25 protein-coding genes and 1 pseudogene are annotated in these 22294 nt (G+C 69.2%); 15 read left to right on the top strand and 11 right to left on the bottom strand.

The genetic code is table 11. From position 1 onward, the window contains the following. Positions 1-36: 36 nt before the first annotated feature. The 4 genes and pseudogenes from ACFWNN_RS27230 (at position 37) to ACFWNN_RS27215 (ending at position 3175) form a co-directional block, all read left to right on the top strand. Positions 37-222 carry a hypothetical protein gene (locus ACFWNN_RS27230; protein ID WP_382442766.1) on the top strand — a complete coding sequence of 62 codons (186 nt, stop codon included), beginning with the start codon at positions 37-39 and terminating at the stop codon, positions 220-222. Between the two features lie 107 nt (positions 223-329). Next, entirely contained in the window at positions 330-1712 is a 1383-nt protein-coding gene (locus ACFWNN_RS27225; protein WP_285642747.1) for an NAD-dependent malic enzyme, read from the top strand. 91 nt (positions 1713-1803) lie between these two features. Further along, complete coding sequence (moaC, locus tag ACFWNN_RS27220) at positions 1804-2277, top strand: cyclic pyranopterin monophosphate synthase MoaC (protein WP_382442765.1); 474 nt, start codon at positions 1804-1806, stop codon at positions 2275-2277. Continuing rightward, a pseudogene (locus tag ACFWNN_RS27215) lies at positions 2274-3175 on the top strand (molybdenum cofactor biosynthesis protein MoaE). The gene moaC and the pseudogene ACFWNN_RS27215 overlap by 4 nt, the downstream one beginning before the upstream one ends. Positions 3176-3936: 761 nt before the next feature. On the opposite strand, the gene ACFWNN_RS27210 reads toward ACFWNN_RS27215, so the two are convergent. After that, positions 3937-4578 (bottom strand): transglycosylase family protein, encoded by a 642-nt coding sequence (locus ACFWNN_RS27210; RefSeq protein WP_382442764.1) that lies wholly within the window; start codon positions 4576-4578, stop codon positions 3937-3939. A 460-nt stretch (positions 4579-5038) separates the two neighbouring features. Here ACFWNN_RS27210 and ACFWNN_RS27205 point away from each other — a divergent pair, with 460 nt between their 5' ends. Both ACFWNN_RS27205 and ACFWNN_RS27200 read left to right on the top strand, forming a co-directional pair. After that, positions 5039-5449 carry a hypothetical protein gene (locus ACFWNN_RS27205; protein WP_382442763.1) on the top strand — a complete coding sequence of 137 codons (411 nt, stop codon included), beginning with the start codon at positions 5039-5041 and terminating at the stop codon, positions 5447-5449. Between the two features lie 29 nt (positions 5450-5478). Beyond that, on the top strand, positions 5479-7896 hold the full coding sequence (locus ACFWNN_RS27200; protein WP_382442762.1) for an ATP-binding protein: 2418 nt from the start codon (positions 5479-5481) through the stop codon (positions 7894-7896). Between the two features lie 6 nt (positions 7897-7902). Here the strand turns inward: ACFWNN_RS27200 and ACFWNN_RS27195 are convergent, their stop codons facing one another. Then, complete coding sequence (locus tag ACFWNN_RS27195; RefSeq protein WP_382442761.1) at positions 7903-8169, bottom strand: MoaD/ThiS family protein; 267 nt, start codon at positions 8167-8169, stop codon at positions 7903-7905. After that, positions 8166-9224 (bottom strand): GTP 3',8-cyclase MoaA, encoded by a 1059-nt coding sequence (gene moaA, locus ACFWNN_RS27190; protein ID WP_382442760.1) that lies wholly within the window; start codon positions 9222-9224, stop codon positions 8166-8168. The genes ACFWNN_RS27195 and moaA overlap by 4 nt, the downstream gene beginning before the upstream one ends. A gap of 115 nt (positions 9225-9339) precedes the next feature. On the opposite strand from moaA, the gene ACFWNN_RS27185 reads away from it, so the two are divergent. From ACFWNN_RS27185 to ACFWNN_RS27170, 4 genes are all read left to right on the top strand, one after another. After that, positions 9340-9786 (top strand): MarR family winged helix-turn-helix transcriptional regulator, encoded by a 447-nt coding sequence (locus ACFWNN_RS27185; protein WP_382442759.1) that lies wholly within the window; start codon positions 9340-9342, stop codon positions 9784-9786. Positions 9787-9790: 4 nt separating this feature from the next. Further along, on the top strand, positions 9791-10579 hold the full coding sequence (locus tag ACFWNN_RS27180) for an HAD-IIA family hydrolase (protein WP_382442758.1): 789 nt from the start codon (positions 9791-9793) through the stop codon (positions 10577-10579). A gap of 94 nt (positions 10580-10673) precedes the next feature. Next, the gene (locus ACFWNN_RS27175; RefSeq protein WP_382442881.1) at positions 10674-11459 is read left to right on the top strand and encodes a metallophosphoesterase; all 786 of its coding nucleotides are present in this window, start codon (positions 10674-10676) and stop codon (positions 11457-11459) included. 14 nt (positions 11460-11473) lie between these two features. Continuing rightward, positions 11474-13069 (top strand): AMP-binding protein, encoded by a 1596-nt coding sequence (locus ACFWNN_RS27170; protein ID WP_382442757.1) that lies wholly within the window; start codon positions 11474-11476, stop codon positions 13067-13069. On the opposite strand, the gene ACFWNN_RS27165 is transcribed toward ACFWNN_RS27170, so the two are convergent. After that, positions 13066-13602 carry a DUF3558 family protein gene (locus ACFWNN_RS27165; protein WP_382442756.1) on the bottom strand — a complete coding sequence of 179 codons (537 nt, stop codon included), beginning with the start codon at positions 13600-13602 and terminating at the stop codon, positions 13066-13068. The genes ACFWNN_RS27170 and ACFWNN_RS27165 overlap by 4 nt on opposite strands. 117 nt (positions 13603-13719) lie before the next feature. Here ACFWNN_RS27165 and ACFWNN_RS27160 point away from each other — a divergent pair, with 117 nt between their 5' ends. Next, the gene (locus ACFWNN_RS27160) at positions 13720-14106 is read left to right on the top strand and encodes a VOC family protein (RefSeq protein ID WP_382442755.1); all 387 of its coding nucleotides are present in this window, start codon (positions 13720-13722) and stop codon (positions 14104-14106) included. 4 nt (positions 14107-14110) lie between these two features. Here ACFWNN_RS27160 and ACFWNN_RS27155 read toward each other — a convergent pair whose 3' ends face one another. Beyond that, a complete protein-coding gene (locus tag ACFWNN_RS27155) occupies positions 14111-14485 on the bottom strand; it encodes a YccF domain-containing protein (protein WP_382442754.1) in 375 nt (124 codons plus the stop codon). Positions 14486-14507: 22 nt separating this feature from the next. Here ACFWNN_RS27155 and ACFWNN_RS27150 point away from each other — a divergent pair, with 22 nt between their 5' ends. Continuing rightward, positions 14508-15461, top strand: a complete 954-nt coding sequence (locus ACFWNN_RS27150; RefSeq protein WP_382442753.1) for a Gfo/Idh/MocA family protein — start codon at positions 14508-14510, stop codon at positions 15459-15461. Here the strand turns inward: ACFWNN_RS27150 and ACFWNN_RS27145 are convergent. Together ACFWNN_RS27145 and ACFWNN_RS27140 are read right to left on the bottom strand one after the other, a co-directional pair. Beyond that, on the bottom strand, positions 15440-16645 hold the full coding sequence (locus tag ACFWNN_RS27145; RefSeq protein ID WP_382442752.1) for an Nramp family divalent metal transporter: 1206 nt from the start codon (positions 16643-16645) through the stop codon (positions 15440-15442). The two genes, ACFWNN_RS27150 and ACFWNN_RS27145, sit on opposite strands and share 22 nt — an antisense overlap. 52 nt (positions 16646-16697) lie before the next feature. Then, positions 16698-17240 (bottom strand): TetR/AcrR family transcriptional regulator, encoded by a 543-nt coding sequence (locus ACFWNN_RS27140; protein ID WP_382442751.1) that lies wholly within the window; start codon positions 17238-17240, stop codon positions 16698-16700. Between the two features lie 52 nt (positions 17241-17292). On the opposite strand from ACFWNN_RS27140, the gene ACFWNN_RS27135 reads away from it, so the two are divergent. Further along, positions 17293-17910 (top strand): HAD family hydrolase, encoded by a 618-nt coding sequence (locus ACFWNN_RS27135; RefSeq protein ID WP_382442750.1) that lies wholly within the window; start codon positions 17293-17295, stop codon positions 17908-17910. Here ACFWNN_RS27135 and ACFWNN_RS27130 read toward each other — a convergent pair. Next, a complete protein-coding gene (locus tag ACFWNN_RS27130) occupies positions 17882-18085 on the bottom strand; it encodes a hypothetical protein (RefSeq protein WP_382442749.1) in 204 nt (67 codons plus the stop codon). The two genes, ACFWNN_RS27135 and ACFWNN_RS27130, sit on opposite strands and share 29 nt — an antisense overlap. A gap of 125 nt (positions 18086-18210) precedes the next feature. Between ACFWNN_RS27130 and ACFWNN_RS27125 the strand changes: the two genes are divergently transcribed. Continuing rightward, positions 18211-18600: a cold-shock protein gene (locus ACFWNN_RS27125; protein ID WP_285642948.1), complete on the top strand. Its 390-nt coding sequence runs from the start codon at positions 18211-18213 to the stop codon at positions 18598-18600. Positions 18601-18975: 375 nt separating this feature from the next. After that, positions 18976-19560 (top strand): HD family hydrolase, encoded by a 585-nt coding sequence (locus tag ACFWNN_RS27120; protein ID WP_382442748.1) that lies wholly within the window; start codon positions 18976-18978, stop codon positions 19558-19560. Here the strand turns inward: ACFWNN_RS27120 and ACFWNN_RS27115 are convergent, their stop codons facing one another. From ACFWNN_RS27115 to ACFWNN_RS27105, 3 genes are read right to left on the bottom strand one after another with little or no spacing between them, the layout of a single operon-like run. Continuing rightward, a complete protein-coding gene (locus ACFWNN_RS27115; RefSeq protein WP_382442747.1) occupies positions 19561-19995 on the bottom strand; it encodes a DUF2771 family protein in 435 nt (144 codons plus the stop codon). A 31-nt stretch (positions 19996-20026) separates the two neighbouring features. Next, positions 20027-21532: an MFS transporter gene (locus ACFWNN_RS27110; RefSeq protein ID WP_382442746.1), complete on the bottom strand. Its 1506-nt coding sequence runs from the start codon at positions 21530-21532 to the stop codon at positions 20027-20029. Between the two features lie 4 nt (positions 21533-21536). After that, a complete protein-coding gene (locus tag ACFWNN_RS27105; RefSeq protein WP_382442745.1) occupies positions 21537-22289 on the bottom strand; it encodes a glutaminyl-peptide cyclotransferase in 753 nt (250 codons plus the stop codon). Positions 22290-22294: the final 5 nt, after the last annotated feature.

Below are 22294 nucleotides of genomic sequence, written 5' to 3'. Positions count from 1 at the left end.
CTTGTCGCGTCATCTGACACCACCGAGGAGGAGAACGTGGCGAAAGGACGCCCTGGACGGGTCGACCCGCACTGGCCTGAAGGCGCGGACGGCAGCCATCCCGTCACTGAACTGACCAGTGACCTGCAGGGTGCGCTCTCCCCGTTCGGCACGGTGACGTTCCCGCTGCCGGTGGAGGACCTCCCGTACCGGCACCCGGTGACCGAGATCAACAAGTCCTGAGTGGATTGTCAGGCCGGTCTTAAGACTGGTCGAGTCGCGTGCGTACCGCAAAGGGCCCGGGGATAGGCTCACTTCCCGCTTGAGCTGTACTTCGTGGGAGGACGACGATGCCGGTCCCCGGCCCTGGTTACTCGATCACCGTTCGTCTGGAGGCGCCGCCGTCAGCGAGCGCCGCGGGTGACCTCACCTCGGCCGTCGGCCGCGCGGGCGGTGTGATCACCGCGTTCGACGTCGTGGAGTCGCACAACGACCGCGTCGTCATCGACCTCACGTGCAACGCCCTGTCGGCGAACCACGCCAAGGACATCACCGACACGCTGGAGACGTTGCCCGGCATCGTCGTCCGCAAGGTGTCGGACCGCACGTTCCTCGTGCACCTCGGCGGCAAGATCGAGATCGCGTCGAAGGTGCCGCTGCGCAACCGTGACGACCTCTCTCGTGCGTACACGCCTGGTGTGGCTCGTGTGTGTGAGGCCATCGCCAAGAACCCGGACGACGCGCGCCGCCTGACCATCAAGCGCAACACCGTCGCCGTCGTCACCGACGGTTCGGCCGTGCTCGGTCTCGGCAACCTCGGCCCCGCCGCCGCTCTCCCCGTGATGGAGGGCAAGGCCGCGCTGTTCAAGAAGTTCGCCGGCGTCGACGCCTGGCCGGTCTGCCTGGACACCCAGGACACCGAGGAGATCATCCGCGCGGTCGAGCTCATCGCTCCCGTGTACGGCGGCATCAACCTCGAGGACATCTCCGCGCCGCGCTGCTTCGAGATCGAGGCCCGCCTGCGCGAGAAGCTCGACATCCCGGTGTTCCACGACGACCAGCACGGCACGGCGATCGTCGTCGTGGCGGCTCTGCGGAACGCGCTGCGCGTGGTCGGCAAGGACATCAAGGACTGCCGCATCACGGTCTGTGGTGTGGGTGCGGCCGGCTCCGCGATCATCCGCCTGCTGCAGGCGCAGACGCCCGGCGACATCATCGCCGTGGACGTCGACGGCATCGTGCACCGCGACCGTCCGGGCCTCGACGCGAACCTGAAGTCGATCGCGTCGTCCACCAACAAGGACAACCAGGCGGGCCGCCTGCACGACGCGCTGGTCGGCTCGGACGTGTTCATCGGCGTCTCGGCCCCGAACCTGTTCGGCGCGGAGCAGGTCGCGACCATGGCGAAGGACGCCATCGTGTTCGCGCTGGCCAACCCGGACCCGGAGATCGACCCGATGGAGGCCCAGCAGCACGCCGCCGTCGTCGCGACCGGCCGTTCGGACTTCCCGAACCAGATCAACAACGTGCTGGCGTTCCCCGGCGTGTTCCGCGGCCTGCTGGACGCGCACGCCCGCACCATCACCGACGCGATGCTCCTGGCCGCGGCCGCCGCCATCGCCGACGTGGTGGACGGCGACAGGCTGAACGCGTCGTTCATCGTGCCGTCCGTCTTCGACAACACCGTCGCCCCGGCCGTCGCCGAGGCAGTGCGCAAGGCCGCTACTTCCTAAGGGCCACCTCGCGGAGGCTCTGCGCAAAGCCACTACCTCTTAGAGGCTTTGCGCACGGGCTCCGCGTCTTGTGCAGGCATACGATCGCCGTATGACCAAGCAGTTCACCCACCTGGACTCAGCTGGCGCGGCCCGGATGGTCGACGTCTCCGGCAAGGAGCAGACCACCCGGACCGCCGTCGCCAGCGGGGTCCTGCACACGACCGCAGAAGTGGTTGAGTTGCTGGGCGCCGACGGCCTGCCCAAGGGCGACGCCCTCGCCACCGCCCGCATCGCCGGCATCATGGCGGCGAAGCGCACCTGGGAACTCGTGCCGCTGTGCCACCCGATCTCGCTGTCGTCGGTCGTCGTGGACCTGGCACTGGCCGACTCGGCCGTGCTGATCACCGCCACCGTCCGCACCACCGACCGCACCGGCGTGGAGATGGAAGCCCTGACCGCCGTGTCGGTCGCCGGCCTGACCCTGCACGACATGGTGAAGTCGGTCGACCCGGCGGCGTCGTTGGACGCGGTGCGGGTGGAGCGCAAGGAGGGCGGCAAGTCCGGTCTGTGGGAGCGCCCGTGACCGACTACTCGGCCGTCGTCGTGGTCGCGTCGAACCGCGCCGCCGCGGGGGTTTACTCGGACCGCTCCGGACCGTTGATCGTCTCCTGGCTCGTCGAGCGGGGTGTGTCGGTGGCCGACCCCGTGGTCGTGCCGGACGGCGATCCGGTCCGCGTGGCCCTTGCCGACGCGGTTGCGGCGCGTGTGGACCTGGTGCTGACGACCGGTGGCACCGGCATCAACCCGACCGACCGGACCCCCGAGGCGACCCGTGCGGTGCTCGACTACGAGGTGCCTGGGCTGGCGGACGTGATCCGGATGTCCGGCTGGCCCGCCGTTCCCGGGTCGGTGTTGTCTCGTGGCGTTGCCGGGGTGGCGGGGCGGACGTTGATCGTGAACCTGCCGGGGTCCACCGGTGGGGTTCGGGACGGGCTGTCCGTGCTGGACTCCGTGGTGGAGCACGCCCTGGACCAACTGCGTGGAGGGGATCACAAGTGAGCGTGGTGCTTCGGGCTGCTGTGACCGAGGAGCCGTTGTCGGTCGAGGAGCACGCTTCGCTCGTCGGGTCTGACCGGGCCGGTGCTGTGGTCACGTTTTCCGGCGTGGTGCGGGATCACGACGGTGGGCGGTCGGTGGTGGAGTTGGAGTACCACTCGCACCCGTCGGCTTCGGATGTCGTGGCCGAGGTGGTGGCTGCTCTTGCGGAGAAGTACTCCGGAGTGCACGGGATCGCCGTGTCGCACCGGGTTGGGCCGTTGAAGATCGGGGACGTGGCTTTGGCCTGTGCTGTGGCCGCTGAGCATCGGGGGGAGGCGTTTTCCCTGTGCGCCGATCTTGTCGACGAGGTCAAGGCTCGGTTGCCGGTGTGGAAGCGGCAGGTGTTTCCGGACGGGACCGACGAGTGGGTCAACTGCCCCTGAGGTTTCCGGATGCCGGTTTTGGGGTCCGGTTCCTGTTCCAGCGGGGTTGGTTGCGTTCCGTTGGTTGGGCTGCGGTTGCGAGAGTTGGTTGCGTGGGTCTCGACGAAAGACCTGGGGTGTGCGATTGGGGCTTGACTTCGGGGCCCTTGCGAGGCGCTGGTCGGCCGGAAAAGGCCGGGCTGAAAAGCGCCCGGCCGAGCTCGAGAAGCTAGCACCTCGCACCCAAAGTCAAGCCCCAATCGCCTTGAGCGGCGTAACCGGCTCTGTGGCGGGCATCAGCCCGTTCGGGCTCGCCTTCGGCTTCGCGTGCCAGGTTTCGTAGGTGGTTGGGGTGCGTTGACGGCTGTCCGGTTGGGTGCGCGCGCCTGGCTTGCGTGCGTGGTCGCCTTGCGTTGACGACTGCGGTTGGCACCGCCGTGCTCGATCGCCGCCTCAGCTCCGCATCGCCCAAGCTACGCGTCGCGTCCTCGCGCCCGCCTCTCCAGGCTTGCGCACATTCCACGACTCGGGGCCCTTCGCCCGCGTCTCGCAGCCGCCCGCATCCCGCGTCCCGCTGCCCGCGTCCCGCTGCCCGCGACTTGCCGCCCGCCGACCGCATCCCGCGATCTGCCGCCCGCGCCCAGCACCTGGTCGCCCCCTCCAACGCAGGCAGGGACCTCACCGCCGGGGGGATTGCGGTGAGGTCCCTGGTTCTGCGTCAGCCCGCGTCACGCGCGCTGGCGATCATGCGACCCATCAAGGTCCGCTGATCGAGCCGTGGCTCAGATCAGGATCTTGTCGCCCGTGAAGATCAGGTCCGGGTTCGTGAGGAATTCCTTGTTCTTCTCCACGATGGCCTGGTAGCCGCCGGTGACCTTGTTGGCCTCCGCGATCTTCGACAGGGTGTCGCCCGCCTTGATCTCGTAGTTGCCGTTCGGGTTCGACTTCGAGCCCGCCAGCTGCACGACCGGCGCCTGCTGCTGCACGGGGGCCTGGCGCTGCTGCGGCGCCGCCTTGCGCTGCTGCTGCGGGGCCGGGGCGGCCTTGGGGGCGACGCCCGTGTAGTTGCCGATCCGCTTGCTGCAGGACGGCCAGGCGTTCGCGACGCCCTGGCCCGCGGCCACGCGCTCCGCCACGGCGATCTGCTGCTCGCGGGAGGCGTTGGCCGGGTTGCCCTGGCCGCCGTAGGCGTTCCAGGTCTGCTGGGTGAACTGCAGGCCGCCGTAGTAGCCGTTGCCCGTGTTGGCGCCCCAGTTACCACTTGCCTCGCACTGCGCGAGGGCGTCCCAGTTGACGGGGGCCGCGTTGGCGGTGCCAACGGCCAGGCCCAGAGGGGCGCCGGCGATGATGCCGACAGCCGCGACCTTGGCGATAGTGCGAGCGGCGGAACCCTGCTTGCGCTTGCTGCCTCGGTTGAAAGCCATGTGCCTCTCGGTCCACCGCGCCTGCGGACAGGAACTCGGGTTCGGGGCCCGGTGCGTTCCTGCGTCCCAGTCCGGCGGTTTCTCTCGCTCGGGGTAGGTGCCGGAGAACCCTCGGACTGGGTTCGGTGCTCGGTCCTCCGGATCGTGCTTGCGGCTGGTTCGGGCCAGCCGAGGAGCGACCGTACGTAACCGCCGGGGTGCTCTCCAAATGTTTCGAGCTGTGACGCGCGTCACAGTAACGACGCGGAGTGTTGTGGAGAGGCTACAAACGCGCAGGTCAGCGGTGTCGTTATCGGTTCGTTTCCATCCTGAGATCGACCGAGATCTATCACGGAAAGTGAGGCGTGGCTCACGCGTGTTGGGCCGATCGAGAGCCCCGTTCACGGTCGAGCGAGGGGCGTGAGAGGTGCGCGCGGGCAAGCGGGACCGGTCCCCTCGGGAGGCCTTCAGACTCGGTTCCATGACCCTCCCGGCCCCTCGCCCGAAGCGTCCCAGGGTTCTGGTCGTCGCCCTCGTGCTGCTGCCGCTCGCGGCCGCGTTCTTCGGCATGAACGTCGCGAACCTCGGCGGCCGCGGCGGCATGAACGGCAACGGGCTGCCGTCGGTGGTCCTCGTGATCAGCGTGCTGGCGATCTGGTTCAACTGGGCCCGCCTCACCGCAGTGGTGTTGCTGGCTTTCGAGACCGTTCAGTGGCTGCCCGGCGGCATCCGGTTCATCGGCGACCCGGACGTCTCCCAGGCCGCGAGCTACACCGTGATCGCCTCGGTGCTGTTCGGCGTGGGGGCGGTGCTGGTCTTCCAGCTCCCGTCGAACGAGTACTACCGGCAGGTCAGGCTCTGGAAGAAGGAGCGCGGGCGCCAACAAGCCTGAGGCGGCACGGGCTCATACGATCGGACTCCGTGACGAGGATCGAGGCCCTGCGGAACGCGCTGGCCGCCCGGCCGGGGCTGCCCGTGCCGTTCGACGAGCTCGTCGACGCCGTCTGGGGCGCCGACCGGCCCGCGAACCCGAGGGCCGCGCTGACCAAGCTCGTCCACCGGCTGAGGGCCACCGACCAGGTCGTCACCGAGCCGTACGGCTACCGGCTGGTGCCCCGCCGGCGTGGGCCGCGGCAGCTCCCAGCCGACCTGCCGGACTTCGTCGGCCGCGCCGCCGAGATCGACGCCGCGCTCTCGTCGGCCGGACGGGTGCTGGCGATCACCGGCCCGCCCGGTGTCGGCAAGACGGCGCTCGCGGTGCACCTCGCGCACCGGATGGGCGACGGGTTCGCGGACGGGCAGCTGTACGTGAACCTGCGCGCGTTCTCCGAGGGCGATCCGGTGACGGTGGGCCAGGCGTTGTCGCGGTTCCTGCGCGCGTTCGGGGTCGAGCAGGTGCCCGCCGACCTCGACACGCAGATCGCGTTGTACCGGCAGCTGACCGAGGACCGGGTGGTGCTCGTCGTGCTCGACAACGCGGACCGCGACCAGATCGGCCCGCTGGCGCCGCGGGGGAGCCGGTCCCGGCTGGTCGTCACGAGCCGTCACGACCTGCCCGAGCACGACCAGATCCGCGTCGGCGTGCTCGCGGACGGGGAGGCGCAGGCGCTGCTCGGCGCCATGGGCGTCGCGGGCGAGGAGGGCGACCGCGCCGAGCTGGTGAGGCTGTGCGCGGGACTGCCGCTCGCGTTGCGCATCGCCGCCGCGCACCTCGCGGACCAGGACATCACCGACTACCTCGCCGACCTGCGCGGCGACGGCAGGCTCGACGCGCTGGAGATCGAGGGCGACCGGGCGGTCCGCGGCACGTTCGAGCTGTCCTACCGCGCGCAGCCGGTGTCGTCGCGGCTGTTGTTCCGGCTGCTCGGGCACGTGCCGGGCGCCGACTTCCCGGTCGAGGCCGCCACGGCGCTGCTGCATCAGAACGCGGCCGAACCGCTGGCCCGGCTGGTTGCGGCGAACCTCGTCCAACGGGACGGGGAGCGGTACTCCCTGCACGACCTGCTCGGCGCGTACGCCCACCGCCTGGGCGCGCCCGCCTCGACGCGGCTGCACGAGTACTACCTGCGCAACACCGACGCCGCCGGCCGCACGCTGAACCCCGAACTGCACCGGATGGCGTCGCCGGAGCTGCCGGCGGACCTGCCCGTGCACGACCTGAGCGACATGCCGAGCGCGCTCGCCTGGCTGAACGCCGAGCACGCGAACGTGGTCGCCGCCGCGGTCTCGGCAGGAGACCGGCCGATCGCCTGGCAGCTGGCCGACGCGATGCGCGCGTACTTCCTGCACCACGCGGCGAACGTCGTCGACTGGTACGTCGTCGCCGAGGCGGGGTTGAAGGCCGCGCAGCACCTCGGTGACGTCACCGCCGAGGCGAACATGCACGCCTCGCTCGGACTCGCGCACTGGCGGTCGGGCAGGTTCGTCGACGCGCTGCCCGAGTACGAGCGCGCCGTCGCACTGGCCCGGCAGGCCGACGACCGGACCTCGCTGACGTCGTACGTCGGCAACCTGGGCATCATCCACTGGGAACTGGGCAACCTCGCCGAGGCGGCGGACGCCATGCACCAGTCGCTCGCCATCACCCGCACGCCGAACACGTTGTTCAACCTGAGCTGCGTGCTCAACGACCTCGGCCCGCTGCGGCTCGCGGCGTCCTACTGCGAGGAGGCGCTGCGGAGCTCGACCGAGCGGAACCTGACCGCGGGCATCGCCTTCTGCCTGCACGGCCTCGTGATCGCCCACCTCTTCGTCGGCGACCTCGGCGAGGTCGAGAGGTACCTGGACGAGGTGGAGCCCCTCACGACACCGGAGCTCGGCCCGACGTTCCAGTCACGCGTGCTCGACGCCCGCGCGTTCCTCCTGCTCGAACAGGACAGGCTCGCCGAGGCCGAGGTCGTCGCGAGGCAGGCGGTCGAGGTCGCCACGCGCACCGCGAAGGACATGGCCGAGTGGGACGCCCGGTGCACGCTCGGCGCGGTCCTGCGGCGCCGCGGGCGACCGGACGAGGCCGTGGCCGAGCACGAGCAGGCGCTGAGGGGGAGCAGCACCGCCGCGTTCGCGCGCGGCGAGGTCCAGGCGCTCACCGGGCTTGCGGGCGACCACCGCGTGCTGGGGGGCCTGCGGGAGGCGCTGGCCCGCGCCACCGAGGCGAACAAGATCGCGGAACGAGGTCAGCTGCGGGTGCGCCAGGTGCAGGTCGAGGCCGAGCTCGCGGAGATCCACCTGGCCGCGGGGGACGCCGCCGAGGCCGAACGGCACCGGCTCCGGGCGTGGGAGCTCGCACGCGAGACCGGACGCCGGGCGTGGGAGGCGAGGCTGGCCGGTCCGCTCGTTTGAGAGAGCTCAGCCGCCCGCGAACGGCGGCAGCACGTCCAGCTGAGAACCGGCGGGCACGCGCACGGACGTGTCGCGCACCGCCACGCCGTCCAGCAGGAAGCTGGAGGCGGCGAGGACCTTGCCCAGCTTGTCGCCGTGGCGTTCCCCGATGGTGCTCACGACGAGCGCCACGGTGGGGTCGGGGGCGTCCAGCAGCAGGTCCTCGTCGGCCACCCCGGCCGCGGCCCGCGCACCCGCGAAGTAGCGGATGTTCACGGCGGTGCTCACTGTCATCCTCCGATGGCGCTCATGGGACGGTCGGGCTGTTCGAAGCCCGCCTCGTTGATGCCGTGACCGGCCTTCTTGGCCCACATCGTGGCGCGCCAGGCGTCGGCGATCGCGGTGTCGGGGGAGCCGTCGCGCAGCAGCGCGCGCAGGTCGGTCTCGCCGTGGCTGAACAGGCAGTTGCGGATCTGGCCGTCCGAGGTGAGGCGGGTGCGGTCGCAGGCGGCGCAGAACGGCCTGGTCACCGAAGCGATCACGCCGACGACCGAGGGGCCGCCGTCGACCAGCCACTTCTCGGCGGGCGCGCCGCCGCGAGGGGTCTCCGAGGGCGTGAGCGTGAACGCGGTCGAGAGCATCGTGAGGATGTCGTCGGCCGTGACCATGTCGGTGCGCGTCCAGCCGTGCTGGGCGTCCAGCGGCATCTGCTCGATGAACCGCAGCTGGTAGCCGTTCTCGACGCAGAACCGCAGCAGCGGCACGGCCTCGTCGTCGTTCATGCCGCGCATCAGCACGGAGTTGACCTTCACCGGCTCCAGCCCGGCCTCGCGGGCGGCGTCGAGGCCGTCCAGCACGTCCGTGATGCGATCGCGCCTGGTCAGCGTGGCGAACCGGTCGGGGTCGAGGGTGTCGAGCGAGACGTTGATGCGGTTCAGCCCGGCGTCCTTGAGCGACTGCGCCCTGCGCTTGAGGCCGATCCCGTTCGACGTCATCGACATGCGCGGCCGGGGCTCCAGCTCGGCCGTCGCGGCGATGACCTGCTCCAGCCCGCGCCGCAGCAACGGCTCGCCGCCGGTGAACCTGATGTCCGTGACGCCCAGGTCGACCACGGCGATGCGCATGAGCCTGATCAGCTCGGCGTCGGTGAGCAGCTCGTCCTTCTTGAGCCAGTCGAGTCCCTCGGCCGGCATGCAGTACGTGCACCGCAGGTTGCACCGGTCCGTGAGGGAGACCCGGAGGTCCTTCGCCACCCGCCCGAACCTGTCGACGAGCAGCGGCGAGTCCGGACGTGCGGACACGTCAGGCGTGCCGCGCACGATCGGTATCCCCAACTCCACTGCTGTCACCTTATTTAGCTTAATGAACAACCCCTTGTAGGTGACTCCACAAACGAGGTTTCTCACGTTCCGCCCGTTTGGAGCACTCTGACAAGTAATTGTCTTAGTCGCTAAGATGTTCGACATGGAACCTGAGGCCCTGGAGAGGTTCACCCTCTACATGAGGGAGCAGAGCGCGCTCACCGTCATGTTCCACGCGCGGGTGGCCGAGAAGATGGGCCTGTCCGCGACCGACGAGAAGTGCCTCGATCTCGCCATGCGGGCGGAGGGCCCCGTCACGGCGGGCCGGATCGCCGAGCTGTCCGGCCTCTCCACCGGAGCCGTCACGGGCGTGATCGACCGCCTCGAACGTGCCGGGTACGTCCGCCGTGTCCGGGATCCCCACGACCGCCGCAAGGTGCTCGTCGAGGTCACGCCGGGTGACCTGGAGAAGTTCGGCGCGATCTTCGAGGTCGCCCGCCAGAGCATGATCGAGGTCCTGGACCAGTTCTCCGCCCCCGAGCTGGAAGTGATCGAGCGTTATCTCAAGCTCCAGATCGAGACGTTTCGCACGCGCGTCATCGATACTTAGGCCCATGTGGCACTACTTGATGGACATGGACGGCGTCCTCGTGCACGAGGAGCACCTCATCCCCGGAGCGGACGAGTTCGTCGCGGAGCTGAGGGCCTCCGAGACCCCGTTCCTCGTGCTCACGAACAACTCCATCTACACGCCACGGGACCTGCGCGCGCGCCTGCAGCGCACCGGCCTCGACATCCCGGAGAAGTCCATCTGGACCTCCGCCCTCGCCACCGCCAAGTTCCTCGACTCGCAACGCCCCAACGGCAGCGCGTTCGTCATCGGCGAGGCCGGCCTCACCACCGCCCTGCACGAGATCGGCTACGTCCTCACGGACCGCGACCCGGACTACGTCGTGCTCGGCGAGACCCGCACCTACAGCTTCACCGCCATCACCAAGGCCATCCGCCTGGTGGAGGAGGGCGCGAAGTTCATCGCCACCAACCCGGACGCGACCGGTCCGTCGCGCGAGGGTTCTCTGCCCGCGACGGGCGCCGTGGCGGCGTTGATCGAGCGGGCGACCGGCCGTGAGCCTTATTACGTCGGCAAGCCGAACCCGTTGATGATGCGCTCGGCGTTGCGCGCTCTCGGCTCGCACTCCGAGCAGGCGCTGATGATCGGCGACCGGATGGACACCGACGTCCGGTCGGGACTGGAGGCCGGCCTGTCGACCATCCTCGTGCTGTCCGGCGTCTTCAGCGCCGAGACGGCCGAGATGTACCCGTACCGGCCGACGCGCGTGCTGAAGTCGATCGCGGAGCTGGTCGGTCACGCTGCCGACCCGTTCGGTGACTGGTCCGCCTAGCTCTTCGCGTGACGGGACCACTGATCCGGGCTGACGACTGACGCGCGAGGGTTCATCACCTATCGTCGCGGAGGTGGACACGGATCGACGCCCGATGCACGTCGTGGGTGACGTGCACGGGCACCTCTCGGAACTGATCAGAGCCCTGCACGTCGCCGAGCTGTGCGACGAGGAGGGGCACTGGATCGGCGGCGAGGCCGAGCTGTGGTTCCTCGGCGACTTCGTGGACCGCGGGCCCGACGGGGTCGGTGTGATCGATCTGGTCATGCGGCTCGGCGAGGAGGCGGCCGAGGTCGGGGGCACGGTCAGCTCCCTGATCGGCAACCACGAGGTGCTGCTGCTCGGCATGTACCGGTTCGGGGACGAGCAGGTGCCGGACAGCCTCGGGCCGCGGTCGTTCGCGCGCAGCTGGTTGCTCAACGGCGGGCTGCGCAGCGACCAGGACCGGCTCACCGAGGCCCACGTCGAGTGGCTGACGAGCAGGCCCGTGCTGAAGCTGCGCGACGACCACCTGCTGATGCACTCCGACACGGTGGCCTACCTCGAATGGGGGGCCTCGATCGAAGAGGTCAACGAGTCCGTCCGGCAGGTGCTGAAGGGCGACGACCTCGTCGACTGGTGGGAGTGCTGGCGCAAGATGACGACCCGGTACGCGTTCCGGGGGCCGCAGGGGCCGGAGATCGCGGACGAGCTGCTCGCGACGCTCGGGGGCAGCCGGATCGTGCACGGGCACAGCGTCATCGCGGACCAGCTCGGGGTCACGCCGGACCAGATCGACGGGCCTCTCGTCTACGCCGACGACAAGGTCCTGGCGATCGACGCGGGGCTCTACAGCGGTGGTCCGTGCCTCGTCGTGCCCTTGCCATACGCCGAAGCCTGACTACCGTCTGAGGGATGACCTCCAGCTACTCCTCGGGCACGTCCGCCGCCCCGCTGCTGGGCGACACGATCCACGCGAACCTCGCGGCCACGGTCGCGCGCTTCGGGGATCGCGAGGCACTTGTCGACAAGGCCACAGATCGACGGTGGACGTACGCGGAGCTCTCGGCTGAGGTCGACCGGGCCGCCGCCGGGCTGCACGCGCTCGGGGTGCGCAAGGGCGACCGGGTCGGGATCTGGGCGCCGAACTGCGCCGAGTGGGTCTTCGTGCAGTACGCGACGGCCCGGATCGGCGCGATCCTGGTCAACGTCAACCCGGCGTACCGCGTGCACGAGCTGGAGTACGTGCTGAACCAGGCGGGCATCCACACGCTGGTGTCCGCGCGGTCGTTCAAGACGTCGGACTACGCGGGCATGATCGACGAGGTCCGCCCGCGCTGCCCCGAGCTGAAGCACGTCGTCTTCACGGACGATCCTCAGTGGAGCGGCGACGAGCTGCCGGACGTCGAGCTGGACCGGGACGACCCGATCAACATCCAGTACACGTCCGGCACCACCGGATTCCCCAAGGGCGCCACGCTCTCGCACCACAACATCCTCAACAACGGGTACTTCGTCGGCGAGCTGATCAACTACACCGAGGACGACCGCATCTGCGTGGTGCCGCCGTTCTACCACTGCTTCGGCATGGTGATGGGCAACCTCGCGGCCACCAGCCACGGCGCGTGCGTGGTGATCCCGGCGCCCGCGTTCGACCCGGCGAAAACCCTTGCGGCGGTTCAGGAAGAGCGCTGCACGTCGTTGTACGGCGTGCCGACGATGTTCATCGCGATGCTGGACCTGGTCGACGGCTACGACCTGAGCAGCCTGCGCACCGGCATCATGGCGGGCTCGCCGTGCCCGGTCGAGGTGATGAAGCAGGTCGTCGACCGGATGGGCATGCGCGAGGTCTCGATCTGCTACGGCATGACCGAAACCTCCCCGGTGTCAACGCAAACGCGCGTCGACGACTCCCTCGACCGTCGTGTCGGGACGGTCGGCCGGGTCGGCCCGCACCTCGAGGTGAAGATCGTCGACCCGGAGACCGGCCTCACGGTGCCGCGCGGCGTGCCGGGGGAGCTGTGCACGCGCGGCTACTCCGTGATGCTCGGCTACTGGAACGAACCGGAGAAGACCGCCGAGGCCGTCGACCGCGCCGGCTGGATGCACACCGGCGACCTCGCCGTGATGGATGACGACGACTACGTCAACATCACCGGCCGCATCAAGGACATGGTCATCCGCGGCGGCGAGAACATCTACCCGCGCGAGATCGAGGAGTTCCTCTACACGCACCCGGACGTGCTCGACGCGCAGGTGATCGGCGTGCCGGACGCGCGGTACGGCGAGGAGCTCATGGCGTGGGTGCGGCTCCGCGACGGCGTCGGAGAGCTGACCGCCGAGGCCGTGCGCGAGTTCTGCACCGGCAAGCTCGCGCACTACAAGATCCCCCGGTACGTGCACGTCGTGGAGGAGTTCCCGATGACGGTCACCGGCAAGGTCCGCAAGGTCGAGATGCGGGCGAAGTCGGTGGAGCTGCTCGGCCTCGACGACAGCGCGAAGCACGCCTAGGGGAACGAGGGCTCGATCTTCTCGGCGACCCGCTGGGCGATGTCGCAGGACTCCTCGACGTCCTGCGCGCGGGAGTAGATCGACACGTGCCCGTCGGCGGTGACCAGGGACAGCTGGCAGCCGCCGGGGATCTCGCGCTCCTCGTACAGCTTGCCGTCGTGCGCGCCGACCGTGACGTCGGTGACCCTGGCCGCGTTCAGCGGAGGCGTCGCCCGCTCCAGTGGCAGCCCCGACCAGATGGCGAGGCTGAGGGCGTTCCCCTTGCCGTAGCCGAGGTCCTCGGACCAGTCGCAGGTGTAGATGTTGTCCGCGGTGACCTTGAAGTCGTTGCCCGGGAGCTCCTTCGCCGCGTCGTACAGGTCGCACGGCTTGGGCCATTCGAACTTCGTCTCGGTCGCGGTCTGCGTGGCGGGCTGAGCGGGTGCGGTGGTGGTGGTCTCGGTCGGTTTCCCGAAGGTGAGACCCGGCGCCAGAGCGGAGCAGCCGGACAGCGCGAACGCTCCGGCGAGCACGGCGGGAAGCAGTCTGTTCACGGAGCGAAATCGTCCCGTGAACCAACCATCGCCGCTGGTCACGAAGGAGTGAAAGGACCCTTGTGCGACGGAGGCGGCAGGCGCAGCATCAGTGCTCCCCAGTCGAAGGAGGCGAGCATGCTCACCGCCACCAAGACCACGACGATGCTGCCCGTGGAGGACGCCGACCGAGCCGGTCGCTTCTACGAGGACCAGCTCGGCCTCAAACCCGTCGCCACGCAGCCGGACGGCACGCGGATCTTCGCGCTCGGCCAGGGCGACGCGCTCGGCCTGATGCCCGCGGAGAAGGGCGCGCAGACCGGCCACACGGTGCTCAGCTTCGAGGTGCCCGACCTCGAGGGCGAGATCCGCGAGCTCGAGGGCAAGGGCGTCCGCTTCGAGGACTACGACCTGCCGGACTTCAAGACCACGAACCACATCGCGGTCATGGGCACCGAACGCGCCGCGTGGTTCCTCGACACCGAGGGCAACATCCTCTGCCTGCACGAGCTCACGGAGGGCTGACGGGTCACGGCAGCTCGATGATCTCCTTGCCCAGCGGGACGAGCGAGACCTTCACGAGCTTGAAGTTCGCGACGCCGAGCGGGATGCCGATGATCGTGACGCACAGGGCGATGCCGGTGATGATGTGGCCGATGGCGAGCCAGAAGCCGGCCACGACGATCCAGATGATGTTGCCCAGCAGCGATCCGGCTCCCGCGCCGGGCTTGTCGACGACCTCGCGCCCGAACGGCCAGAGCGCGTAGTTCGCGATCCGGAACGACGCGATGCCCCACGGGATCGTGATGATGAGGATGCAGCAGATGATGCCGGCGACCGCGTACCCGACGGCCATCCAGAAGCCGGCGAGCACCAGCCAGATCACGTTCAGGATGAGGCGCATACCTCCAATCTAAGCTGATCGCATGACGTGGGGTGTGATCGCAACGGGCGGAATCGCGCATGCCGTGACCGCTGACATGCTCAAGGCGGGTGTCCAGGTGGGCGCCGTGTCCTCGCGCGACATCGCGAAGGCGCAGCAGTTCGCGGAGAAGTTCGGGATTCCGCGCGCGTACGGCGACTACCACGAGCTGCTCGCCGACCCCGAGATCCAGATCGTCTACGTGGCCACGCCGCACGGCCAGCACCACGAGGTCGTGCTCGCCGCGCTCGACGCGGACAAGAGCGTGCTGTGCGAGAAGGCCCTCGCGCTGACGGTCGCGCAGGTCGAGGAGATGGTCGAACGGGCGCGGTCGAAGCAGCTGTTCCTCATGGAGGCCATGTGGACGCGCTTCAACCCGTTGATCCGCAAGATCGCGGACGCCGTCGAGAACGGCGAGATCGGTGACGTCCGGGAGATCCGCGCCGACTTCGGGTTCAACCACGCGTTCGACGCGAACGACCGCCTGTGGGCCAAGGAGGCCGGCGGTGGTTCGGTCCTCGACCTCGGCGTCTACCCGATCTCGCTCGCGCACCTGCTCCTGGGCGTTCCCAGCGAGATCCACGCGCACGGCAGCCTCGCGCCGACGGGCGTGGACGCCGACGCGGGCATCCTGCTGGGCTACGAGGACGGCGCGCACGCGTTGCTCGGCTGCTCGCTCACCGCCGACACGGGCGCCGGTGCCACGATCGTCGGCACCAAGGGGCGCATCGACCTGCCCGAGTCGTTCTTCAACCCCACCAGGGCGATCATCAACGGCGTCGAGCACGTGATCGAGGACGGCGGCTACACCCACCAGATCCGGTCGGTCGACGACTGGGTCGCCCTGGGGTACGTCGAGCACGAGAACATGACGCTGAACGACTCGCTGGAGATCATGCGCATCATGGAGACCGCACTGGGTCAGCTCGGCGTCTCCTACGCGGACACCGTCAGGTAGATCAGCACCACGTTCAGCACGACGACCGCCGCCGCCACGAGCCACGCGGCGGCGGTCACGGACCGCCGGTTCGCGTAGGAGCCCATCACGGACCGGCGCGCGGTCAGCCACACCAGCGGCACCAGCGCGAACGGGATGCCGAACGACAGCACGACCTGGGACAGCACCAGCGCGAACGTCGGATCGACCCCGAGCGCCAGGATCGCGAGCGCGGGCACCAGCGTGATCAGACGCCTTGCGAGCAAAGGGATCCGGACGTGCAGCAGGCCGTCCATGACCACCGCGCCGGCGTAACACCCGACGGCCGTGGACGCGAACCCCGACGCCAGCAGGCCGAGCGCGAACAGCAACGCGATCCCGCCGCCCAGCGTGGCGCCGACGGCCGCGTGCGCGCCTTCGAGCGTGTCGACGTTCTCCTTGCCCTGCAACGCGGACGCGGCGAGCAGCAGCATCGCCATGTTGACCGCGCCCGCCAGCACCATCGCGACCACGACGTCGACCTTGGTGGCCTTGAGCACCGACGGGTTGCGGCCGTGCCGGTCACGCGCCAGCGCCGAGTGCAGGTAGACGGCGTGCGGCATCACCGTCGCGCCGAGCATGCCCGCGGCGAGCAGCACGCTGTCCGCGCCGTCGAACCGCGGCAGCAGACCACCGAACGCCGACGGCACGTCAGGTGGCGCGACGAAAAGCCCCGCCATGAACCCGACCGCGATCACGGCCAGCATCGTGGTGATCACGCGCTCGAACGGTTTCTGCCCGCGCTTGTCCTGCACCAGCAGCAAAAGCGTCGACACGACACCGGTGATCACGCCGCCGAGCAGCAGCGGGAGGTCGAAGAGCAGGTGCAGCGCGATCGCCCCGCCGAGCACCTCGGCGAGGTCGGTGGCCATCGCGACGACCTCGGCCTGCCCCCAGTAGGCGAGCCGCACCGGCCGTGGCAGGTGGTCGCGCACCGCCTCCGGCAACGACTGGCCGGTCACCAGCCCGAGCTTCGCCGACAGGTACTGCACGAGCCCCGCCATGACGTTCGCGACGACGAGCACCCAGACCAGCAGGTACCCGTACGTCGCGCCCGCCGCGGTGTTGGTGGCCACGTTGCCGGGGTCGACGTACGCGATCGCGGCGACGAACGCCGGACCGAGCAACGCAGCCCCCGCGCGGAACCGCGCCGACACAGCGACCACCAGGACACCTCCCCGTTCCTGCAAGATTATTGCAACAACGGGGCCTGCCGGGTCATGCGTCCATCGTCACCCTGGCGACCTTCACCACGGCGTCCATCGCGCTGTCCAGGTCGCCGCTCGGCATCAGCAGGTGGCTGAGCGCGAGCCGGACCGTCGTCTCCGCCGTGAACCGCACGTGCCGTCCGGGGAAGTGCCTGCTCAGGTGCTGCTCGACGACCTCGGTGGCGTGGAAGAGGATCGGATGGCCGCGGATCGTGATGAACGGCAACAGGTCCTCGGCGTTCTGACCGGTCAGCACGGCCGAGACGAGCCGGTCCTTCTCCGTCTGCTCGAAGGTGAAGCGGAACGCGGACCGCATCGCCTCCCACGGGTCGGTGTCCTCCTGGAGCCGGGTCATGATCCCGGTCAGGTACTCCTCCGTCTTGTGCACGGCGACGGCCTGGACGAGGCCCTCCTTGTTGCCGAACTCGTTGTAGACGGTCTGTCTGCTCACCCCGGCGCGGCTGGCGACCTCGATCATGCGCAGCCCGTGGAACCCCCGGGCCGCCAGGAGGTCGGCGGCCGCGTCCAGTAAGAGCTCGGTGATGTCGCTCACCTCTTCACCTTTACACAGTTATTGCTTTTGTAAAGACGTAGAGTCAGGTTCCGTGCCGTTCACCGTGGGCTTCGACCTGGACATGACCCTCATCGACCCCCGGCCGGGCATGGCCGCCGTGATGAACGAGGTGGGCGCCCGCAGCGGCTACGCCCTCGACGGCGAGCTCTTCGCGTCGAACCTCGGCCCGCCCCTCGACATGACCTACCGCGAGATGGGCGTGCCCGAGGCCGAGATCCCGGACCTGGTGGCGCTGTTCCGCTCGCTGTACCCGGAGGTCGTGATCCCGGCGACCGTCGCGCTGCCGGGAGCCTTCGAGGCGTTGCGGAGCGTGCGGGAGCTGGGCGGCTCGACCATGATCGTGACCGGCAAGTACCGCAAGAACGCGGCCCTGCACCTGGAGGCGCTGGGCTGGGAGGTCGACCACCTCTACGGCGAGCTCTGGTCGACCGGCAAGGCGGAGTCCCTGAAGCTGCACGGCGCCGCCGTCTACGTGGGCGACCACATCGGTGACATGCGCGGCGCTGCTGCTGCTTCCGCCTTGGGCGTCGGCGTGGTCACCGGGCCGTGCTCGCGTGCCGAACTGCTGGAGGCCGGCGCGGCCGTGGTGTTCGACGACCTGCGCGAGTTCCCGGAGTGGCTCAGGACTTCTTCTGTCGTGACTTCCTGATCACCGCGATGATCCCCAGCCCCAGCCCGACCGCGGGCAGGTAGGTCGCCGCGACGTTCAGCCACACGGGCAGATCGCCATAGCCGGCGGCGAAGAGCACGAAGACCGCGACGATCGCCAGTACGCCCACGGCGAACAGGCCGATGGCCAGCGGCATCAACTTCGGAGCGGTCATGGTCCGCAGCGTAGTCGCGCTAACGGAGGTGCCTTCGCCCTGGTCTTCTGGCTACTCTGGTGGAACGCGTCTCGGGTACGCCTGGGGCGCGTTCGTTGTGCAGAGGTAAGGGAATGGTGAGCGCGGTGCCGACCGGCAAGGTCAAGTGGTACGACACGGAGAAGGGCTTCGGATTCGTCACCCAGGACGGTGGCGAGGACGTCTACGTCCGCAAAGCGGCGTTGCCCCCCGGTGTCACCGGGCTGAAGGCCGGCCAGCGCATCGAGTTCGGCATGGCGGAGGGGCGGAGGGGCCCGCAGGCGTTGTCCGTGCGGTTGATCGACCCCGCTCCGTCTGTCGCCGAGGCTCGGCGGCGGCCCGCGGAGGAGCTGCACGGGCTGATCGAGGACATGATCAAGCTGCTGGAGAACAAGGTGCAGCCTGATCTGCGGCGGGGGCGGTATCCGTCGGACAAGAAGAGCATGAAGCTGGTGGCTGAGGTGGTTCGGGCGGTGGCCCGGGACCTCGACCCGTAAAGCTTCAAGGGCTGCTGGCACGTCACCTTTGTTGTGTGGTTGCGTTGGGGTGCAAAGACTTTGACGAGCCGGGTCATTTCATCGCCGCTGGCGCGTCGATAGAGATTGGGGCTTGACTTCGGGGCCCTTGCGAGGCGCTCATCGGCCGGAAAAGGCCGGGCTGAAAAGCGCCCGGCCGAGCTCGAGAAGCTAGCACCTCGCACCCAAAGTCAAGCCCCAATCTCTTGCAGCGTGGCTGAGTTGGGTCTGCACGTCACCACACCGCTGTTCCGATGTGCGGCGCTCATACGGGCTCGCCTTCGGCTTCGCGGGTGGAGGGGGCGTGTGCGCCTGTCCTGCTGGCGCTTGGCGTCGATCCGTAAAAGGATCAGCGGCATGTCTGACGCTGACAGGATCGTCGAGTTCGTCTACGAGGTCGGCCAGCTCAAGCGCCTGCCCAGGGCGGGATGGCTCTTCGCCGGGGTTCAGCACCCCGAGACGGTGGCCGCCCACTCGTTCCGGGTCGGGGTGCTGGCCTACGCGATCGCGGTCCAGGAAGGTGCGAACCCCGACCGGGCGGCGACTCTCGGCCTCTTCCACGACGTGCCCGAGACGCGCATCGGCGACATTCCCTACGTCGGCAAGCTCTACGTGGACGTCAAGGTGGCTCCGGAGCAGGTGGCGCGTGACCAGGTTCGGCACCTGCCTCCGCGACTCGCCGAGCACGTCGTGCAGTTGGTCGCCGAGCACGAGGCGGCCAAGGATCTCGACCACACGCCCGAGGCGCGGTGCAGCCGGGATGCCGACAAGATCGAGCTGCTGTTGCAGGCCAGGGAGTACCAGGCCACTGGCGTCGGGAAGATGGAGCTCTTCATGCAGACCATGCGGGCTTCGGTGGTCACCGACACCGGCAAGGCGTTGATGGAGGCCGCCCACCGCATCGCGCCCACCGAGTGGTGGGAGGCGTTCGGGCGGCGTTGATCAGCGGGTGACGTCGACCACCCACGAGCCGCGCATGAGCGGCTGGCCGGTTTCCAGGACCGCGGCGGCCGCCTCGTGGACCTCGATGCGGAGCAGCTGGTCCGAGTCGTTCGGGACGGCCAGGGTGTAGGTGTAGTCGTCGCCCCTGCCCAGGAACGGGGAGGAGCAGCCTTCCTGGACGCGGGCGGCGTTCTCGTACACGCACACGACCTCCCAGATGCCCGACGCGAGCTGGCCGTCCACGGAGATCTGCACGACCTTGCCGGCGGGCACCTTCAGCGAGGCGGGGGCGTTCTTCTCGACGCAGTCGGAGCCGTCGAAGGCGCAGTAGATCGTCGGCTCGATGCGGATGGTCTTGCCGTTCGCGTAGAACGTGACCTCCGGGTCGTGCTGCTGCAGCGAGCAGCCCGACAGCACGAGAACACTGGCAGCCATAAGCGAAGCAAGTCGACGCACGTCAGGCAGCCTACGGGGTCGCTGGAGCCGGCCTGCGGACGAGTCTCGCCACGAGCAGGTGCAGCGAGGTGCCGTTGCGGTACATCCACGTCTGGGTCAGGCCCAGAGCCAGCAGGATCGACAGCACGAGGAAGCCGACCCAGAACGTCGCGGGCAGCAGCACGCCGAGTGCGCCGCCGAAGACCCAGGCGAGCTGCAGGATCGTCTCGGAGCGGCCGAACGCCGACGCGCGCGACTCCTCCGGCAGGTCGTCCTGGATCACCGCGTCGAGGCTGATCTTGGCCAGGGACGAGGCGGTGGCGCCCAGCAGGCCGACGACGGCCGCGGTGACAAGGCCCGGGAGGGCGGCGGCGACGATCGTGGCGGCGAGGGCGGTGGCGACGCAGGCCAGCACCACCTCGTCGGGCTTGCCGAAGTGCTGACGTGCGCCGATCGCGTTGCCCAGGAAGCTGCCGACACCGGCGGCACCGGCGATCACGCCGAGCAGCAGCAGCTGGCGGACGGCGTCGCCCTCGGTCTGCTCGCGCACCACGAAGGCCGCGAACAGGGTCAGGAAGCCGGTCAGCATGCGGATGGAACCGTTGCCCCACAACGACACCGCGACGTGCCGCGAGATCCGTTGCCTGGCGGGCTTCGAGGTCAGCGTGGCCGGGACCTCGCCCTCGGTCACCTCGACCCAGGCCGGGATCTTCATGCACAGCCAGGCGTTCACCCCGCACAGCACGGCGGTGAACCACAACGCCCCCGGCGAGCCGAACAGGTGCGCGAACCCGGCCGCCAGCGCACCGAACACGGCACCCGCCGCGAGCCCGAACACGGTCATGCGCGCGTTGGTCTTGGACAGCGTGATCTCCGGCGGGAGCACGCGCGGGGTGATCGCGGACTTCAGGACGGTGAACGACTTCGACAGCACCATGCTGCCCAGCGCGGCCGGGTACAGCAGCCAGTTGTCGAAGTTCAGCGCCATCACCACGGACAACCCGATCCGCAGCACGCACGACGCCGCGAGCGCCAGCCGCCGGCCTCGCTGGATCTTGTCCAGCAACGGGCCGATCACCGGCGCGATCAACGCGAACGGCGCGACCGTGATCAGCAGGTAGAGCGCGACCTTGGTCTTGGACTCGGCCGACGCGGCCGAGAAGAACAGCGTGTTCGCCAGCGCCACGGCCATCGCGGCGTCGGCGGCGTAGTTCATCATCACCGCGTAGGTGACCGACGTCATGCCGGACTTGCCGGCGCCGTCCGCCCGCGCCGCCCGCCGGAACGCCGCCACGGCCTGCGCGGAGATCTGCTTGCTGCGGAACCACGCGACGCGCGTGACGGTGAGCTTGCGCGGCGGCTTGGGCGTCGGGGTCGTCTGCTGGTCGGCGTTCGGCAGCGGACGGGTCTGCTGGGGCGGGGGCTGGAAGCCGTGCTCGGACGTGGTTCCGCCACGCTCCCGCGGCCGGTACTCGTCGTCCTGCCACGGGTAACGCTTCGGAGGCTCTTGGTCACTCCACCCGCGGTCGCCCGTCACACCGTCAATCCTGCCCCATCCCGTTGAACCTCACTCGGAAGATGGTCGGCCAGTTCTTGCCTGTGACCAGGAACTCGTTGGTTCCGGGGATGTGCGCGATGCCGTTGAGGACGTCCACGTCCCCGGAGGGCTTCAGCGACGACAGGTCGTAGGTGGCGTCGACCTTCCCCGTGGCCGGATCGATGCGCACGATCTCGTCGGTCTTCCACACGTTCGACCAGACCCGGTCGCCGACGCACTCCAGCTCGTTCAACTGCGTCAGCGGCTTCCCGTCCCGCGTGACCTGCACGCTTCCGGTCTCGGCGAACGTCTTCGGGTCGCGGAACGTCAGTTTCGCCGAGCCGTCGCTCATGACCAGGCGCTTGCCGTCGTCGCAGATGCCCCAGCCCTCGCCCTCGTACGAGACGCGGCGGAGCTCGTCGAACGTCTTGCGGTCGCGCTCGATGGCGACGCCGTTCTGCCACGTGATCTGCCAGATGGTGTCGCCGACGACGGTGATGCCCTCGCCGAAGAAGTCCGGCGGCAGGTCGACCTTCTTCTGGACGTTCCCGGTCGCCGGATCGAGGGCGCGCATCGTCGACTCGCCCTCCAGGCCGGTGCCCTCGTAGAGGACGCCGTCGACCAGTTCCAACCCCTGGGTGAACGCCGACGTGTCGTGCGGAATCTTTTGCAGGACTTCTACCTGCGGTTTCGCTGATTCGGGCGCGGAACAGGCGGCCAAGACCGCGACGAGGACCAGCCAGACGGGTGAGCGCACCCAAC

The organism is Lentzea sp. NPDC058450 (genome assembly GCF_042721395.1).
GTDB lineage: Bacteria > Actinomycetota > Actinomycetes > Mycobacteriales > Pseudonocardiaceae > Lentzea.
Note: the sequence above shows the minus strand (reverse complement) of the source record. Positions and strands in the feature narration are given on the sequence as shown.

Bases quoted from the DNA above. Each gene is read 5' to 3' on its own strand.
- ACFWNN_RS27205 (WP_382442763.1), top strand. From the start codon at position 5,039: ATGACCCTCCCGGCCCCTCGCCCGAAGCGTCCCAGGGTTCTGGTCGTC.
- ACFWNN_RS27160 (WP_382442755.1), top strand. From the start codon at position 13,720: ATGCTCACCGCCACCAAGACCACGACGATGCTGCCCGTGGAGGACGCC.
- moaC (WP_382442765.1), top strand. From the start codon at position 1,804: ATGACCAAGCAGTTCACCCACCTGGACTCAGCTGGCGCGGCCCGGATG.
- ACFWNN_RS27210 (WP_382442764.1), bottom strand. From the start codon at position 4,578: ATGGCTTTCAACCGAGGCAGCAAGCGCAAGCAGGGTTCCGCCGCTCGC.
- ACFWNN_RS27155 (WP_382442754.1), bottom strand. From the start codon at position 14,485: ATGCGCCTCATCCTGAACGTGATCTGGCTGGTGCTCGCCGGCTTCTGG.
- ACFWNN_RS27185 (WP_382442759.1), top strand. From the start codon at position 9,340: ATGGAACCTGAGGCCCTGGAGAGGTTCACCCTCTACATGAGGGAGCAG.
- ACFWNN_RS27195 (WP_382442761.1), bottom strand. From the start codon at position 8,169: ATGACAGTGAGCACCGCCGTGAACATCCGCTACTTCGCGGGTGCGCGG.
- ACFWNN_RS27170 (WP_382442757.1), top strand. From the start codon at position 11,474: ATGACCTCCAGCTACTCCTCGGGCACGTCCGCCGCCCCGCTGCTGGGC.
- ACFWNN_RS27175 (WP_382442881.1), top strand. From the start codon at position 10,674: ATGCACGTCGTGGGTGACGTGCACGGGCACCTCTCGGAACTGATCAGA.
- ACFWNN_RS27115 (WP_382442747.1), bottom strand. From the start codon at position 19,995: ATGGCTGCCAGTGTTCTCGTGCTGTCGGGCTGCTCGCTGCAGCAGCAC.
- ACFWNN_RS27120 (WP_382442748.1), top strand. From the start codon at position 18,976: ATGTCTGACGCTGACAGGATCGTCGAGTTCGTCTACGAGGTCGGCCAG.
- ACFWNN_RS27130 (WP_382442749.1), bottom strand. From the start codon at position 18,085: ATGACCGCTCCGAAGTTGATGCCGCTGGCCATCGGCCTGTTCGCCGTG.
- ACFWNN_RS27225 (WP_285642747.1), top strand. From the start codon at position 330: ATGCCGGTCCCCGGCCCTGGTTACTCGATCACCGTTCGTCTGGAGGCG.
- ACFWNN_RS27180 (WP_382442758.1), top strand. From the start codon at position 9,791: ATGTGGCACTACTTGATGGACATGGACGGCGTCCTCGTGCACGAGGAG.
- ACFWNN_RS27150 (WP_382442753.1), top strand. From the start codon at position 14,508: ATGACGTGGGGTGTGATCGCAACGGGCGGAATCGCGCATGCCGTGACC.